This is a genomic window from Nostoc sp. (assembly GCF_036919815.1).
Lineage (GTDB): Bacteria > Cyanobacteriota > Cyanobacteriia > Cyanobacteriales > Nostocaceae > Nostoc.
The window spans coordinates 81,990-97,802 of the sequence record NZ_JBALCE010000059.1; the positions used below are offsets into that span (position 1 = coordinate 81,990).

The following is a 15,813-nucleotide window of genomic DNA, read 5'->3' on the forward strand; positions in this document are numbered from 1 at the left end:
AGGTCTTACGTTCGCTCCACAGGCTTTGGTTTTGAGCCTCCCGCAAGAGAAAGCGGTACTCTATATTATACCAAAAGCTGTCCTATAAGCGATGCACTGACTTGTGCCGAGCGCAGTCGAGGTAGCGTGGTCGTTCGCGCAGCGTCTCGTAGAGAAGTGGACGGGATTTTAGACCCAATTTTTCGATAAAGTCTACTTTCTACCAGAACCTTTGTACTTTTACGTAAAATTATGTTGCAGCCACCTCAACTTCAGCATCCAATATTTCAAACACCCTATCGAGTTGCGTTAATTCAAAAATAATTCTAATTGACGGAGTAACAGCGCAAAGTCGGAAACCCCGTCCTAAACTCAGAGCTAGCTTGTGTGTAGATAACAATGCCATCAACCCCGCACTGTCTAACAATTCTACTGCTACTAAGTCTACTACCAAGATAGAAATACCATTTTGTACCAACGCTGTAGTCATATCTCGTTCAAATTCCAAGGCGTTTGCAGCATTCAAACACCCTTGGGGGCGAATAACTGTAATCTTGGGATAGTTAAGCACTGCCTGCATAGTTACATCCTATTGAGAATTGTTGAAGCGTCAAGCTAAGAGTTATTTGAACATAAACTCTATTTTGTTGCATCGACCATATGTCTTAGCTCTCTTTGCTGAATCTTTATTGCTTTCCTCTCTCTGTTTAAAGATTGTCATAATTCCAGCTTGAAATGTGTTTATGTATACTTTTTTTTTATCTCAGTTCAAAAACAATCAACATAGACAGCCATAGAACAGACAAATTATCAGTAACTATCCTGATAAAACTTGCTTAATCTAGAACTAAAGCTAATTTAAGCAAGCCTTAACGGTAAGTTAAATCTCCCACTTTAGCGTTGCTGATGGCATCCGAGAGAGTCATCACACATTATCTATTTAACTAATTAGGATGTGATCTATATCACTAGAAGTTAGTATTTGGATTACTCTATATACTTAGGCTAATCTGGGATAATTAATATCATATACAGTTAGGTTATTACTTATGAGAACTCAGTACGCTATTCGTAAATTGGTAGAAAAAGCTCTTGACATTAAAAAACTAACTCCTGAGATAGAAAATCAAATCAACTCAGAACTGACGGAACTGGGTTATATTTCTGATGTTGATTACGAAGCCCTAGAATTATTAATGGCAGAGATGGATGCTGGTAGAATCCAGTTGGTTCCTAGTCTGGGATATTTCTAATTGCTTGGCATAGAGGCTTCTTGGCTATCAAAATTTCAAGTAAGTAAAACAAGTTTTATTGACATCCTCCCACGGGTAAAGCCGATGGAATTCAAAGAATGACTTTTGAGGTTTTCTCTTTTTGCAACTCGACTTACTTGGAGGGATTTCTCAACCCACGCAGATGTCGATGTCTCCAGAGACGATTAACATTTCCGTGTGCCCCACGCTACGGAGTCTTATCTTAAGTATATTTATAGCAGCAGACTCTCAAATTCAAAAAAGATTTCAGAGCCAATGACTAATGACTAATGATATGCTTGCCAAAGTTGGTGAATAAACTGATTGAGTTGCTGCTTGGCGGCTGAGTCAGGTTCAATTTTCGGTTCTTTTGCTAAAACTTGGCTCAAAAAGGTAATTACTTCTGTGTCTAAAGCTGGCCGAAATAAATTTGCAGGCCAAAGCAAGTCAGACGCATCTCGCAAATCGGTAATTAGCGGCGATTCTGGAATCAAAGTAACCATTAATAAAGGACGCACCCAGCACAAGTCGCGGGATACTACAAATTGAATGACTTCTGCATACAGATTCCTGTCGCCATGCTCTAAAGACACAATTTGTCCTGGTTGAAGAAAATCTAAGCTCATGTCCATCATTATGCAGTTCGGGCAGGGGCAAGGATTATTTTGCAACTTGCTTAATCTTAAAAGTGAAAATGCGCTACGTTTAAAGAAAGCTTCTGTTAAGATTAGGGTAGCATTCTTACGGCAACTATGTCTAAGATGTATACCTCATTAAGTGGGTATACAAAACTCATACGATCAATTTTTGGCAGCAAAGGGTTTTTCTAGGATAGTATCTGGATAGAAATACTATAGAATAGGTAAATAACTGTTAAGCGATCGCTAGACAGAGATTTTGTTGTAGTGAAGTAACGAGAAAAGAGCAAAGAGCCGTGTCAGTTGAAACCATTGAAAAGCCTTCCACAACCCGCAAGCTCGCGCCTCGGTATCGCGTTTTGCTCCATAACGACGACTACAACTCGATGGAGCATGTTGTGCAGTCATTAATAGCCAGTGTGCCAAGCCTTAGCCAACCCCAGGCTGTTAGCATCATGATGGAAGCCCACACTAACGGGTTAGCTTTAGTCATTACTTGCGCTCTGGAACACGCTGAGTTCTATTGCGAAACATTGATAAGTCACGGTTTAAGTAGCACGATTGAACCTGATGAATAGTCATTGGTCATTGGTCATTAGTCATTGGTCATTAGTCGAAATTTAGAGTATTGGCTGGTGATTGGTGACTTACTTGATATGAACAAAAACTTTGTCCGTTTAGCCGAACGCCCTGCCCCTATCAGGCTGGGTGCTTTTATTTTGACTTTATTGTTGCTATGGTTGCCCTTAGCTGCACCAATATACTTACTAGTGGATGATTCAAACTTAGAAAGTATATTGACATTGGTGTTGTTATATGCAGTATTTATTTTTATCTTGAGATTATGGGGCAAATATGTCTACCAGCAGCCCCAAATTCTGCGGCATTATGGCTTAGAATTGACGCGGCAAAATGGTGTGGATTTATTGCGTGGTTTGGCTATGGGGATAATTAATATTCTGATCCTTTTTGGGGTAGAAAGTTTATTAGGTTGGTTGGTGTGGCAACAATCGAAAGTTTTTTTGGTGAAAGTAATTTTAGAGGGTTTACTTGTTGGCTTGGGCATCGGTTTTGCTGAGGAATTGTTATTCCGAGGCTGGTTGCTAGATGAATTACAACGAGATTACAGTCCGCGTGTGGCACTGTGGACAGATGCAACTGCATTTGCTACATTGCACTTTATTAAACCCTTAGAGGCAATTATTCATACACTGCCGCAATTTCCAGCTTTAGTACTGCTAGGGTTAACGCAAGTATGGGGAAAGCGTTGGCGGAGGGGACGCTTGGGTTTACCAATTGGTCTGCATGGTGGTTTAGTAGGGGGCTACTACATTATTAATGTTGGGGAATTAGTGAAATATTCTGGTCAAGTTCCTGATTGGGTAACTGGTGTGAATAATAATCCCCTGCAAGGAGTGATGGGGGTGTTGTTAATGAGTGTACTAGCTTTGTGGATGCGGGGGCGAACAGTGAAAAGTTAAAAATGGATAATGAACTTGTAGAAAAATAAAATATCGGCTAAAAAGGAACTACATTAATATTCTATTTAGGCAAAGTGTCAGAGTGCAGCCAAAAGGCTTTTATAGATTCAACATCAAACAACTATTTATGGTTGAAAATAATGGATTGTAGTCGTCTGGAATATATCAAAAATGTCAATGATGATAATAAGGTTTGGGCGTATAAATTGCATCTTATTGGAGATGACTTTCGGTTGAACTTTAAAAAAAGTAAAAATACAAGTGTAGACACTCATGCCTTTAACTTATCAAAAGGATCTCTTATCATCCTTTCTCAAAAACGACCTGGATACGACGAGCGATATTTGACGCACGTAGTTGAACTGGTTAATGAGGGAAGTAAAGATAAGCTTGATTGGGAAACAGGTACATGGGATATTTTCCGATTGGTTAAGGTTCATTGGATTGCTGATTTCAAGTATCCTAACCGTATTCCTCTTGATAAGGAGATAATGATAGCCAAGTGGGGTTGGTATGACACTAAAGCTAAATTGTTGTCTAGTCGAAACTTGATGTCTCAGTGGAGTAGTATCGATCAATTAAGAACGCACTTAGGAGAAGTCTTTAATTAAACGATGACGCAATCTAACACCATTAAACAGCAGCGATCGCAAAGAATATTGGAATTATTTGCGATCGCACGTCAGCGATATTTAGATGCGGGAGGAAATCCTCGACGCCCCCCAAAGGGACTCAAGAAAGATGATTATATGACAGACGAGGAGAGGCAAGAAGCGCTGGTATTAGGAAAACAAATTTTCCCACAAGAATATGTTGATAACTTTTTACAACAGCGTCAAAACAGTTAGTCAGTTTCTTCCCAAAATTATCGCACCTACGCCACATTTTTGACTGATATAATTCCTTCACCACACCACTGAATCAGTAGCCATCTGTCAGAATTTTTATCTCGTGCTGGCTGGCTTGAGACGGAAATTAAAAACCTCTTGCCATACCTCTACTCCATACTGGGATACAAAATCTGCCTCCAGTTCTTTGAACTGTTCCCATTGCCGATTTGCGATCGCGGTTAACAAGGAAATAATTGCAGTAATTGAAACTTGTGCAGCGACGGGTGTCATTCTGGGTAGTCCTGAAAAATACAAATAATCGGCATAGGTGGTTTTTTGGTACAATCTTTACGGAACCGTCTCAACCACTGTACCCACCAAACACGCTTTATTGAAATTAACGCCGCTCAAATTTGCACCTTCTAACTCTGCACAGAGTAAATTCGCCCCTGTCAAATTTGCCCCCGCCAAATTCGCCCCCCGTAAGTCAGCTTCTTCGAGGTTTGCTTCACTCAACAACGCCCCTTGCAAATCAGCGCGACTCAAGTCTGCACCTTTGAGATTTGCCCCAGTCAGGTTTGCACCGCGCAAGTCAGCACCGCGCATATCAACGCCTTGCAAATTCACATTCATTAAATTGGCACCACTCACGAAAGCACCCGCCAATGACACATCACTGAGTCTCGCTCCCATCAAGTTAGCGCCACGCAAATTGCTACCCCGCAAGTCAGCACCTGTTAAATCTGCTTGCATCAAGTTTGCTCCCATCAAATTCGCCCGTAAGTCAGTTTCTTGGAGGTTGGCTCCCATCAAATTTGCCCCCTCCAAATGCCCACCTTCGAGTTTAGAACCAGCGAAATTAGTGCCGACAAGGGTAGCACCAGCAAGATTAATCCGGCTTAAATCCAGTCGGGAGAGTTCCTCGTCTTCTAAATTTGCCCCTGGAAGTTGTTTGAGTTTTCCTAATCTAATCGCTTCAATATTCATGTAAAGTAACTACTAATCTCCTCACTTATCTTGCTGTGCCGATCCCATTGGGAATCAAGTATCCAGATGCCGGCGCTGAGTTTGGGTGTCATCAAGGGTAAGTCGAGTCCCTGTTGTAAACCCATAACTAACAAAGCTAGGGTATCTACAAGTTTAGGATCAAAGCGGGTAGATTGTTGCTGTTTGCACTCATCTAAAGCTTGAGTAAATATCTGTTCCCGGCTCAGATTTGATGACTTTCGCTGATTTAACCGCCACTGAAAATCTGCCAATAATGCCAAAATTCTCGACTCTAGGGGAATTTCATCTCCAGCTAAACCTGCTGGTTCCCCTGAACCATTCCACCACTCACTTTGGTGAGTGATAATTTGGGCAACTGCTCGCAGTCGTGGCATGGTTCGCAATACTTGCGCCCCCGGTACTAAGGGACAAGTTAAGGGACAACTGGGGGCATCTTCTTGGTAGCGTGCTGATATACCGTCAGCGAGAAGGCTTTCGGCATTTTGTAATGGATCTATGCGATGTAACAAAGCCGCTAGCCGCAACCTCTTAATTTGCCATGCGGGAAGATCCAACAGCTGCGCGATCGCCTCAGCAAGTACCACCACTTCCGCAGCTGCCATTTGATTGTTCACATCTGCCACATCCATCAATTGCGCCATCCGCAAAAAGGCTTGGATTTCGTTAGAAACCAAGTTACGATCTAACGTTTGTTGCTGAAGCGCTATTGGGATAGATAAATTATCTTGCTCAGTCTGGAGATAATCTACGACACGGGAGACAACTGCACCCAAATTTTCTAATCTGGCAGTAGATGGGATGATTTGCTGTTTATCGGCTGTGAGTTTTTGGGCTAGTTCTGGGTTGTATTTTTTGATGTGAGCGATCGCTATTTCTGCTGTTTCTTGCACTAACTCTGGCTCAAATGTCCACAAACCATAGAATTTCCGCTCTAAGTCTGATGTCGGTATTCCAGTGCTGCCATAATCTGCTTCTGATAATTCTTGACAAATTACCATTGCTGTGTATCTAGGCGATAAAATAATTAAGTGCCACTCTTGAGCTACTGAATCACTTGCATCTAATCCTACTAAGTCTACATTGGGTAAAAGGCTGGTAGGATGTTCAGCAAAGCCAGATTCGGCGGCAGCCATAATCACAATTTCGCGGCTGTGCTGGGCGATATCTGCATATCGTTGAGCTTCTTGCAAATACCATTTACCCTGTTGGAAGGCTGAGATGACCAGAGGTCTACTGTCGTCGGTTAAAATATGGTCTTCTAGAGCGTGGCACAGGGCAACTAGGGTATTTTTGTAGTAAACACCGAATCGAATTGGCCTGGTAGTATGGCGATGGGCTGTTTCTAGCTGTTGTAGGATTGAACCTTCTAACATGGGTTTGGGATTTTATGAAAACGAACCGCAGAGGACACAGAGGAAGAAAGGGGGAGAAATTCCGAATTCGTGTTTTCTAGGATACACCTGCTAACTGTTTCTCTTTCGTCTCTATTGGTGCTGTAAGTGCTGCTTCTAAGTCGGCACAACCCAGCTTTTCTTCTAAAATTTTCATGACTTCGCGTCCGAAATCGTTGGGGTTTTGTTGCCAAGCTTGCAAACAGACTTCTCCAAAGAATGAACCAAGGGGTTCGGGATTCCAGAGGAGTTTTTTGGCTGTCCACGGCATCAAACTCATTGGATCATACCCTGGTTTGAGGATGCCTTCTTTAAAAGCATATTCTTCTAAATGGGTATGGGGTTGCAGTCCAATAAAGAAAATGGCCGGTTCGACTTTATCAGCACCAAAAATCCGTTCTAGTTCACGGTGGTAAGCGATGGTTTGGCGGATGGTTTCGGGGCGTTCGTCAATCACGTTAAAGGAGTAGTTGACGGAAACTAAGTCGTTGAAACCAGCTGCTTTTAAATCGCGGCAGTTTTGCAAGACGGTTCGCAGGTTATACCCCATCCGCATTTTCCGCACGAGTTCTTGAGAACCACTGGTAATCCCGATTTCAAAGTAGTTCATCCCAGTTTTCGCCATCAAGTCGCACAACTGTGGTGTCAAATTGTCGGCTCTAATGTAAGCTGCCCAATGGATGTCTGTCATACCAGAATCGACGATTTTTTGCAATAGTTCTATGGCATCGTCGATAAATTTTTTCGCTGGGATGAATTGAGCATCAGTAAACCAGAAGTTGCGAATGCCGCGATTATACAATTGGCGCATCTCAGCAACTACTTCATCGGCTGGGTTGATGCGTACTTGTTTGCCTTCGACAACAGTGTAGACGCAATAGCAGCAGTTGTGAGGACAACCGCGCTTAGTTTGGACACCTATGTAAAAATCTTGCTCTTGCAGGTAATAGTTAAATTCCGGCCAGATGCTTTCGATATAGTCGTAGTTACAAGCTGTTTTTTCTACTGGGGTGGGTTGTTCGTGAATTAGCCCTTTCCGTGGTTGAGTTTCTCCCGCAACGTAACAGCGTTCATCTCGAAAATCTTTGCCACTTAAAAGTTTTTCCAGCAGGGTTTCGCCTTCACCGACAGAAATAATTGCTCCTTTAGGTAAGCTTTTACCCAACTGTTCATAAAATACACTAACTGCACCACCACCTACAACTACACGGGCATCAGAATTATATTTTTGGGCACGCTTTAAGCCGCGTTTGATTAAGCCCTGATTCTGCCACAATTCTACATAGTAAGCGATGAAGATTCGTAAACCGCCCAATCCCCCGCGTAGTTTCAATAAAGGATTCTTAGCATAGTAAAATTCAAAGGCGTTTTGTAGTGGGTTGCCACCACGTCCGCCAACTGGGGCATAGATTTGAATATCGCGCCAAGAAAATACTAGGAGTGTCGGTTTAAATTCATCAATACAGCGATCTAAGGCGGTAGCGTAATCTAAAGGTGGCACTGTTCCCAAATCAAAGATACGCTGTTCGATATTCGGAAACTGTTTGTGAACGTGATCGCTCAGGTAGACAACCCCAATGGGAAAGATAGGGTTACAAGGAAGGCGAACGTAAAGAATTCGATTTTCCATCATAGGTATTTTGACTTCCATCTTGCCAATCTTTGGGGAAAGCGAGATAAATTCCACTTTTAAGGGGTATTTTTCTTCTTGGAGTATTAAATCTCTGAAAATCTTGCTTGACACGGAAGCCGATTATTGATAAGCGTGAAACTTTTGTTCCCAGATTTAGGAATCAATAAAATTGCTTTGCATACCAAACGCAGGGTATCAAGAGAGGCTTTATGAAGACATTTTTCATATAGCTTTACGATAACATTGAGTTTATTCATTAAGCGATGATCCCAGGCTTTTAATCCTGGAATCGATGAAACACAAAAATACACTCCTGAACTAGGCTCAAGCTAAGGCGCTCTTCACCATATCTACCCTGTAATTATCTGCCCTAAAGAAGTTAAAGCTTTTTTGCCAGAAATTAAAAATTAAAAGATGTTTACATATTGTAAAATTGCAGATAAAGCATAAATATTTACAAAATTTTTATAACCGACGATACATCTTTAGGTAGAAAAAATCTACAAAGAGTTGAGTTGGTAGTCGGAGCTACAACAATTGGGGATCGGGCAATGTTAGGCTTGGCTAGTGTAATGTAAAATTGTGGCGTAAAGCTCCTCAGCAGTTATGGCTCAAATATTAGATCCTCTACCACCTGAGCAATCGGGAAAAATTCTCTGCTGCTATATTAATGCCACGAGCAAAATACAGATAGTTCGCATCTCCAATATTCCGAACTGGTACTTTGAAAGGGTTGTTTTCCCTGGACAACGTTTAATCTTTGAAGCTCCGCGAAAAGGTCAGATGGAGATTCATACAGGGATGATGGCAAGTGCAATTTTATCCGATAAGATTCCGTGCGATCGCCTGATACTCCACGAACCCAACAGTTATGAGTTTGATACAGACTCATCAGATGGAAAAGACCCTATTAATACTAAACCAATGGTGCAGCAAATTAATACAAAAATTGGAGATACTACAAAACCTTTACAAATCGTTGGTTTAGCGTCGGTTGATTAAAAAAAACAATTTTAATAAATTTAAGGGTTGCTAATTCAGCAGCCCTTTTTGTTTATTATTTATGGGGCATTGGGCATTGGGCATGGTTATTTTCCTTGTCTCTCTTATCTCCCTTATCCCCCACTCTCCATTACAATCATTGTTATGAATCTGCCTTCATTTATTTGGTTGTGGAAAATAGCCGCCTGGTCTATGGGGTTGTCCCTGCTGGCATATCTGATGTTAGCATTCACCGGCGTTTTGATGTTTCGGGCGAGAACTTCGCAGCAATTCCCTTTTATTACTTCATTTGTGGGCGGAAATAGAGAAGTGCGATCGCTCCACTATACAATGGGCATCAGCATGGTAAGTTTAGTGCTACTACTGCTAACGATCGGCATTGTTGGCACTTTCGGTCACTTTGGTTCCTTGGGACACTCGTCACACCTAATCGCTGGATTGATAGTGGTAGCATTAGTTTTACTATCTGCTTTCAGTGCCACACAAATTAGTGCTAGACGACCTTGGGCTAGACCTTTACACATCGGCGTAAATATTATTCTCTCTATAGGATTTGCCTGGGTATCCTTTACTGGTTGGATTGTAGTCCAAAAGTATTTACCTTAAAGGATAATTTACCCTTTCAAAGTGGCACAACTTCTGTGCGACAGGCGAGGTAGGACATAGACCTACCCTACAATAAAATAAAAGCATTGTAATTGAGCCGTGACAGCAAACTCAGCCAATATCTCAGCTTCTGTTTTTCGTCTGTCTCCTTTGATTCGGATAACATTGCTGAGTCTATACATAGCACTCACAGTCCCATTACCCTTTTTATCGCAGGTAACAGCTGCACCCGTATCCCCAGGATTATTGTGGCTAGGGATTAGCATCGGCTTACTTGCCTTGTATGCTGTATTGACTGAACAAGTAATGGTAGATGACGAGGGAATTCAGGTTACTTACCCCGCCTGGGTGCCTCGCTTTTTTCGTAAAGGCTGGTTATTACCTTGGTCACAAGTGAAAGAGTTAAAACCCCGCACCACTGGTCAAGGAGGGCTAGTTTATTATTTCCTCAGCCAGGATGGGAAAGCTTATTTACTACCGATGCGTATAGCCGGATTTGCCCGTTTCGTCCAAATTGTCCAAGTAAAGACAGGTATTGACACCACAAATGTTCGCCCTTTAGCGCAACCGTGGATGTACCTAATTTTACTAGGATTTACGCTACTATTATTGTTGGTCGATGGCTGGGCGATCGCTACAGCCTTAACCAGCAGACAATTAACTTAAAATAGGGCATTGGTTATTTGTCCCCTATCTCCCTACTCCCCACTCCCCTTGAATAATGCCACACTCAAGCTAGAGCAAGTTAATCTATTTACAAAGCTGAAAACCCAACTTCCAGGCAATCAGCAAGGATACCCCATATTGCAAGATATTTCCTTGGAGGTATTCCAGGGCGAACGCATTGCCATTTTGGGACCAGTTGGCGCTGGTAAAACTTCGTCATTATACCTCCTCAACCGCCTAATTGAACCCACAAGTGGCAAGATATATCTAGAAAATCAAGAATATCACCAAATTCCTGTCATCCAGCTACGCCAGATAGTGACACTTGTATTGCAAGAATCAAAACTGTTGGGGATGACAGTTGGGCAAGCCTTGGCTTATCCTTTAGTTTTGCGTGGGTTGCCCAAACAGACAATTCAGCAACGAGTTAGTCACTGGACAGAACAACTGCACATTCCTAGTGAATGGTTAGGGCGAACAGAGGTGCAACTTTCTGCCGGACAACGACAATTAGTAGCGATCGCTCGTGCCTTAGTCATCCAGCCTAAAATATTATTATTGGACGAGCCAACCTCTGCCCTAGATGCTGGTACGGCGTCTCATCTAATGCAAGTCTTAATCCAGTTAAGTGAAACTCATCAAACTACGATTCTGATGGTAAATCATCAACTGGAACTAGCCCAAATGTTTTGCACTCGGTTATTACACCTACAACAAGGTCGTTTATTCGCAAATCAAAGAGTCTCTGAAATAGACTGGGTTAAATTACGAGAAACCTTGATTAAAGCAGAAGCTCAAGACGATTTTGGATTTTAAATTTTGGATGAGTCAGGAGAGAGGAATTAGGAGTCGTTTTCTTCCTCACCCCAATGCCCAATGCCCAATGCCCAATGCCCAATGCCACATTCACACTTGACTACTACTAAGTGTTGAACGTTGATTACTAAATCTCTCTCTAGCTAACTTTGTTGTTTGTGACTGTGAAATATTGGTATTCAAAATTTCCATATTAAAACGGTATCCTACATTGCGGATAGTTTGAATCAAATTGGGTTGCCGGGGGTCAAGTTCCACCTTTTTTCGCAGCGACAAAACGTGAGTATCAATAGTACGAGGATTGTCGATAGCGTCAGGCCAAGCCCGACGTAGCAATTCCGACCTACTCAGAGGCACTCCCCCAGCTTGTGCCAAAACGTACAGCAAACTGAATTCTTGGGGTGTTAAGTCGATAAACTCCCCCTGGAAGCGGACACGACGCTGAACTAAATCGATTTGCAAAGTGCCATAATCCAAATAAGCTGGTGCAGTAGGTGTGCGCCTCCGACGAATCAGTGCCTCTACCCGTGCCAAAAACTCTTGCATCCCAAAAGGTTTGCTCAAATAATCATCTGCACCCGCCTTTAAACCTGCGACAATATCACCTTCAGTATTCCGGGCAGATAGCATTAAAATTAGAGGCTGCTGCTGACGATGTAACCACCGACAAAACTCAATGCCATCACCATCAGGCAAGTCTGCATCTAAAACGACCAGTGTTGGTTGATGGCTTAAAAATACTTCCCTTGCTTGATAAATACTGGCAGCTTGATGCACACGGTATTCCAGTTGTTGCAAGTGCCAACCCAGCAACGATCTCAGATGGGGATTCCCCTCAATGATTTCTATACAAACGGAACCCACAGTGGCAAGACCCCTTAGCGTCAATGACTCTCAAAATAACAAGCCCATCTCTAAGGTTTTGTAGCCTTTGTTACTTCAATTACTATTAGCTTTACATTTCCTCATAAAAAGAGTGGCAATATCTTTAATTTATGCCTTGCCGAAAGGGGATGAGAAATATTCTTAAATTTTTATTAAATTTATCAAAAGTCTTGTTAGAATTATTAAGAGTTCTTTAAGATTAACATTTTGCTTTTAGATAGGTGCCATGTGGAAAATATTTATAATCCAACCACCTAACCGTTGCTACAACAGCTTTTAAACCTGATGGTGAAAGTGGATTTTTTAGCAAAAATTAGTACCCACATCCATCAATATAACCCCAATACAATTGGGCTGTTGATTATGAAAATTATAAAAATAACTTAGCAGATAACTAGAATCGATGTTTTCTGGAATAGGATTAAAGTAGCTTGTAGCTGTCAGGAGGGTATTGCCCAAAGTAGATGTATTGACTTTGAGTTGATGCCAAAGTGAAATTACAGTTCACATTTGAGCGTGAATCATTTACAATTCTCATTCCAAAGAGATTAATACAGCAGTTATGCTCCAAGACACACAAACCATCCGCTATTACCAAAGACTCACCGACGCCTTCGCCGAGTTATGGAATCGTGGTTATCGCACGGATGATATGCGGATGTATTTGGATGGATATCTAGCCGCACTGCGACATGGCAACATCATTGAACCTTTTCTGATTCATCGTTTAGAAGAGGAAGCCAGCCGCTACTTGTACGATGGATCAAATTTTGCAGTGCCGCAACCACAGCCACAGCCCGATTACTACTAAGTACCATTTACCTAGTGATTGATAGTGACTGTTAATTACCACAGATAATTATACCATATTATCTGTATTTGTCAACGGTTTGCCGTGGTGTTAAATTTGGGAGATATTGTATTGATAAAATGCATCCCCTCAGTCGTATATTGGTCTTGCCAATGCGACTGAGGGGATTGTTGGCTAGGTATGAAATCAAGCCCAACATAGGCACAAGTATTTTTGCCAGAAACCGATTAAGATAATTCGTAATTCGTAATTTAATTTTTAACTAAGAATTACGAATTAGTAATTAGTTATGAGGCTAATGCTACTTCTACTTGTTGCTGCAATTCACCTTTTTGGTACAGTTCAATCAAGATGTCAGAACCGCCCAGGAATTCACCATTGATATACACCTGGGGAATTGTGGGCCAGTTAGAGTATTCTTTAATTCCTTGACGGATTTCAGAATCTGATAGAACATCAACCGTCTCGAAGGGAACTCCCAAGGTATTGAGAATCTGCACCACGTTGTTAGAAAAACCACATTGGGGCATTAACTTGTTTCCCTTCATGAAAACTAAAATCTTGTTCTGTTGTAGCAAGTTATCAATTTTCTGTTTGAGTTCTGGCGTCATGATATTTGTGTTTCCTGTGTTGCATTCAACGATAACCAATTAGGAGTTAAAAATTTATAACTCCTAACTTTATGTTTACGAAGCTGTTGTTGCTTGCCAAACTTCGGGAGTATATGTTTTTACTGCCAAGGCATGAATCGCTTCAGTTGACATAGCTTGGCCCAAAGCACCATAAATTAACTGGTGCTGTTGCACTAGTCCCTTACCTGCAAAGTGCGATGAAACAACTGTCACCTGATAGTGATCACCGCCACCAGTCAAGTCTTGTACCTGAATCTGGGCGTCTGGGAGTTCCGCCTTGATCATTTCCTCAATCTGCTGCGGACTAATCATCGCAATTCCTGAAAAAACTTACTTTTCTATTATTAACAGATATAGAGCAAATACCTGTGCCAACTTCAGGTTTTGACAAGGCTGGGGAGAAATCCGCCTCTGAGCTATATTTTTCAGAACGCTGGATCAAAGTCTACGGCAGATAATCCTATCCTAGCACTGGGGCGTTGCAAGGTGCTGCTCAGGGAGAGAAGGATGTGAAAGATGGGGAAAAACAGGTAACAAAAATTTAATTTATTTTTTTTGGGGCGAGGAAGATGAACTACCACCTTCTTTGGGATAGGGAGAATCAACAAAACCCAATTCAAACAACTGTTTATAGGCTTTCTTGCCTAAATCTCGCGTCGGGTTTTGACTCTTAATTATTTGAATCAATAACGGCACAGCTAATTCTGGCTGATTTTGCGCTCGATGTACTAATGCTAGCTGAAAGGTTGCTTCATCTCGCTTTTGGGCTGTTGATAGAGCTTTTTGACGCTGAGAATCTGAAACTCTATTGTCAATTCCCGAAAAGCTAGAATTTAACTCTTGATAAAAATTAGATAGCTGATTATAAACCTGACGCGCTTCTTCCAGTTTTTTAACAGCTAAGGGGTAATTTTGAGCAGAAATGGCTTGTTCTGCATCTTTCACTAAGCGATCGCCTCCATCAATGCTCAAAAGGCTGTTACTTTGGGTTATGGGGCGAAGGTTATTGGGAGCGTTGGGATCAATTGGTTGTGGTTGGCTGGTAGTGCCTGGTAACTGTGATACCTGAGCATTCACAGGTGATAGCAGATTGAGGACTGCTATGACTGATAAAACAGTACGGTGCATCAAGGTAACAGCGACAGCAGTGTTCATGGGATCAATTAGTGCGACAACTATATAAAAAAGTTATGGAAACTTCGGGTATCTTAACTCTGTTTTGGTCTTGGACAAAGCAAAGCTACATCCTAAGTATCTCTGATTTAGACTAAAAATCGGTTTAATCGAGTTCCCATTACCTTTGTATAGTAGCTAACTAAAATCCTCCTGATCAGCGATACCTACGGACTAGATTAAGAATTAGTAATTTCTGCAAATGCGTGATTAGTAATTTTTGTTTCTTGATGGCTTAATTGTTGCAGTGCCTTTGCTAAATCAGCTGTGATGCTTTTGGCATCTTGTTTTATACAGCCACTCATGTAATCCGTGACTCTGATTGGCGAACCAATGTGAATACTTACATCTGTACCCCAATTTGGATAAGGTTGGCTGTAATTAATGCCTATGGGTATAATTTTCACTCCCAGTCGGGAATGACTAGATTCAGCACTTAAAGCCAAACGAGCAATTCCCGGCTTCAACTGGTGAACTTGGCCATCACGAAAAATGTTACCTTCTGGAAAGATCACCAGGGTTTTATTCTGCTGAAGTAACTCAACTCCATGTCGCAACGTGCGGATTGACGGATGCTTAGAATCTACAGGAAACCCCCCCAAACGTCGGACAAACCAGCCTTGCAAACCTTGGCATTCGTCAATAGTCACCATAAACCGCAAGTCTTGTTCTCTCAGACAATCAGCTGTAGCGTAGGGTACGAGCAATGCATCCCAACGCGCCCGATGGGTAGGCGCGAGAATTACAGGGCCAGTTGTGGGGATATTTTTTTGTCCGGTTATTCTAATTTGCCCAAAGAATAATGGTAATAGGCAGTGACGCCCAAATAAATGTGCCAGAGGACTTAGCCAAGGAGAAACCCTTGAGGTAGTACCAGCTACCTGAGGATTTCCTGCTGTGTGCTGGCAGGTATCGGATGAAGAATAAAATTCCATCATGACGGATGCAGCTGATTGACGGATAAAATTTAACGTAAAGCCTGACTAGTTACACCGTAGATTCTCTTGCG

General features: G+C 41.9%; 21 protein-coding genes. 10 read left to right on the forward strand and 11 right to left on the reverse strand.

Features of this window, described 5'->3' with window-relative positions:
• Positions 1-229: 229 nt before the first annotated feature.
• The gene (locus tag V7K15_RS14685; RefSeq protein ID WP_334906211.1) at positions 230-559 is read right to left on the reverse strand and encodes an STAS domain-containing protein; all 330 of its coding nucleotides are present in this window, start codon (positions 557-559) and stop codon (positions 230-232) included.
• A gap of 469 nt (positions 560-1,028) precedes the next feature.
• Between V7K15_RS14685 and V7K15_RS14690 the strand changes: the two genes are divergently transcribed.
• Positions 1,029-1,232, forward strand: coding sequence for a hypothetical protein (locus V7K15_RS14690; protein ID WP_334906212.1), 204 nt, complete (start codon positions 1,029-1,031; stop codon positions 1,230-1,232).
• A 287-nt stretch (positions 1,233-1,519) separates the two neighbouring features.
• On the opposite strand, the gene V7K15_RS14695 is transcribed toward V7K15_RS14690, so the two are convergent.
• Positions 1,520-1,864, reverse strand: a complete 345-nt coding sequence (locus tag V7K15_RS14695; RefSeq protein ID WP_334906252.1) for a hypothetical protein — start codon at positions 1,862-1,864, stop codon at positions 1,520-1,522.
• Positions 1,865-2,166: 302 nt separating this feature from the next.
• On the opposite strand from V7K15_RS14695, the gene clpS reads away from it, so the two are divergent.
• The 4 genes from clpS (at position 2,167) to V7K15_RS14715 (ending at position 4,199) form a co-directional block, all read left to right on the forward strand.
• Positions 2,167-2,448: an ATP-dependent Clp protease adapter ClpS gene (gene clpS, locus V7K15_RS14700; RefSeq protein WP_334906213.1), complete on the forward strand. Its 282-nt coding sequence runs from the start codon at positions 2,167-2,169 to the stop codon at positions 2,446-2,448.
• A 78-nt stretch (positions 2,449-2,526) separates the two neighbouring features.
• The gene (locus tag V7K15_RS14705; protein ID WP_334906214.1) at positions 2,527-3,351 is read left to right on the forward strand and encodes a CPBP family intramembrane glutamic endopeptidase; all 825 of its coding nucleotides are present in this window, start codon (positions 2,527-2,529) and stop codon (positions 3,349-3,351) included.
• A gap of 74 nt (positions 3,352-3,425) precedes the next feature.
• Positions 3,426-3,962 carry a hypothetical protein gene (locus V7K15_RS14710; protein ID WP_334906215.1) on the forward strand — a complete coding sequence of 179 codons (537 nt, stop codon included), beginning with the start codon at positions 3,426-3,428 and terminating at the stop codon, positions 3,960-3,962.
• Positions 3,963-3,965: 3 nt separating this feature from the next.
• A complete protein-coding gene (locus tag V7K15_RS14715; protein WP_334906216.1) occupies positions 3,966-4,199 on the forward strand; it encodes a hypothetical protein in 234 nt (77 codons plus the stop codon).
• A 96-nt stretch (positions 4,200-4,295) separates the two neighbouring features.
• Here V7K15_RS14715 and V7K15_RS14720 read toward each other — a convergent pair whose 3' ends face one another.
• The 4 genes from V7K15_RS14720 to V7K15_RS14735 all read right to left on the reverse strand — a co-directional run bounded on the left by V7K15_RS14720 (position 4,296) and on the right by V7K15_RS14735 (position 8,231).
• Positions 4,296-4,472 (reverse strand): hypothetical protein, encoded by a 177-nt coding sequence (locus V7K15_RS14720; RefSeq protein WP_334906217.1) that lies wholly within the window; start codon positions 4,470-4,472, stop codon positions 4,296-4,298.
• 57 nt (positions 4,473-4,529) lie between these two features.
• Entirely contained in the window at positions 4,530-5,168 is a 639-nt protein-coding gene (locus V7K15_RS14725) for a pentapeptide repeat-containing protein (protein ID WP_334906218.1), read from the reverse strand.
• Positions 5,165-6,562 (reverse strand): DICT sensory domain-containing protein, encoded by a 1,398-nt coding sequence (locus V7K15_RS14730; protein WP_334906219.1) that lies wholly within the window; start codon positions 6,560-6,562, stop codon positions 5,165-5,167. The genes V7K15_RS14725 and V7K15_RS14730 overlap by 4 nt, the downstream gene beginning before the upstream one ends.
• A 76-nt stretch (positions 6,563-6,638) precedes the next feature.
• Entirely contained in the window at positions 6,639-8,231 is a 1,593-nt protein-coding gene (locus tag V7K15_RS14735) for a photosystem II high light acclimation radical SAM protein (RefSeq protein ID WP_334906253.1), read from the reverse strand.
• A 588-nt stretch (positions 8,232-8,819) separates the two neighbouring features.
• Between V7K15_RS14735 and V7K15_RS14740 the strand changes: the two genes are divergently transcribed.
• The 4 genes from V7K15_RS14740 to V7K15_RS14755 all read left to right on the forward strand — a co-directional run bounded on the left by V7K15_RS14740 (position 8,820) and on the right by V7K15_RS14755 (position 11,303).
• Entirely contained in the window at positions 8,820-9,215 is a 396-nt protein-coding gene (locus tag V7K15_RS14740; RefSeq protein WP_334906220.1) for a DUF1830 domain-containing protein, read from the forward strand.
• Positions 9,216-9,359: 144 nt separating this feature from the next.
• Positions 9,360-9,821, forward strand: a complete 462-nt coding sequence (locus tag V7K15_RS14745) for a DUF4079 domain-containing protein (protein WP_334906221.1) — start codon at positions 9,360-9,362, stop codon at positions 9,819-9,821.
• 99 nt (positions 9,822-9,920) lie between these two features.
• Entirely contained in the window at positions 9,921-10,487 is a 567-nt protein-coding gene (locus V7K15_RS14750; RefSeq protein WP_334906222.1) for a hypothetical protein, read from the forward strand.
• A 9-nt stretch (positions 10,488-10,496) separates the two neighbouring features.
• The gene (locus V7K15_RS14755; protein ID WP_334906223.1) at positions 10,497-11,303 is read left to right on the forward strand and encodes an ABC transporter ATP-binding protein; all 807 of its coding nucleotides are present in this window, start codon (positions 10,497-10,499) and stop codon (positions 11,301-11,303) included.
• A 90-nt stretch (positions 11,304-11,393) separates the two neighbouring features.
• Here the strand turns inward: V7K15_RS14755 and V7K15_RS14760 are convergent, their stop codons facing one another.
• Positions 11,394-12,167, reverse strand: a complete 774-nt coding sequence (locus tag V7K15_RS14760) for a response regulator transcription factor (protein WP_334906224.1) — start codon at positions 12,165-12,167, stop codon at positions 11,394-11,396.
• Between the two features lie 583 nt (positions 12,168-12,750).
• Between V7K15_RS14760 and V7K15_RS14765 the strand changes: the two genes are divergently transcribed.
• On the forward strand, positions 12,751-12,999 hold the full coding sequence (locus tag V7K15_RS14765; RefSeq protein WP_292837705.1) for a DUF6761 family protein: 249 nt from the start codon (positions 12,751-12,753) through the stop codon (positions 12,997-12,999).
• Positions 13,000-13,286: 287 nt separating this feature from the next.
• Here the strand turns inward: V7K15_RS14765 and grxD are convergent, their stop codons facing one another.
• From grxD to V7K15_RS14785, 4 genes are all read right to left on the reverse strand, one after another.
• On the reverse strand, positions 13,287-13,610 hold the full coding sequence (gene grxD, locus V7K15_RS14770) for a Grx4 family monothiol glutaredoxin (RefSeq protein WP_334906225.1): 324 nt from the start codon (positions 13,608-13,610) through the stop codon (positions 13,287-13,289).
• A 75-nt stretch (positions 13,611-13,685) separates the two neighbouring features.
• A complete protein-coding gene (locus tag V7K15_RS14775) occupies positions 13,686-13,943 on the reverse strand; it encodes a BolA family protein (RefSeq protein ID WP_292791149.1) in 258 nt (85 codons plus the stop codon).
• Positions 13,944-14,177: 234 nt separating this feature from the next.
• Positions 14,178-14,786, reverse strand: coding sequence for a hypothetical protein (locus tag V7K15_RS14780; RefSeq protein WP_334906226.1), 609 nt, complete (start codon positions 14,784-14,786; stop codon positions 14,178-14,180).
• A gap of 197 nt (positions 14,787-14,983) precedes the next feature.
• Positions 14,984-15,742: a lysophospholipid acyltransferase family protein gene (locus V7K15_RS14785; RefSeq protein ID WP_334906227.1), complete on the reverse strand. Its 759-nt coding sequence runs from the start codon at positions 15,740-15,742 to the stop codon at positions 14,984-14,986.
• Between the last annotated feature and the right edge of the window lie 71 nt (positions 15,743-15,813).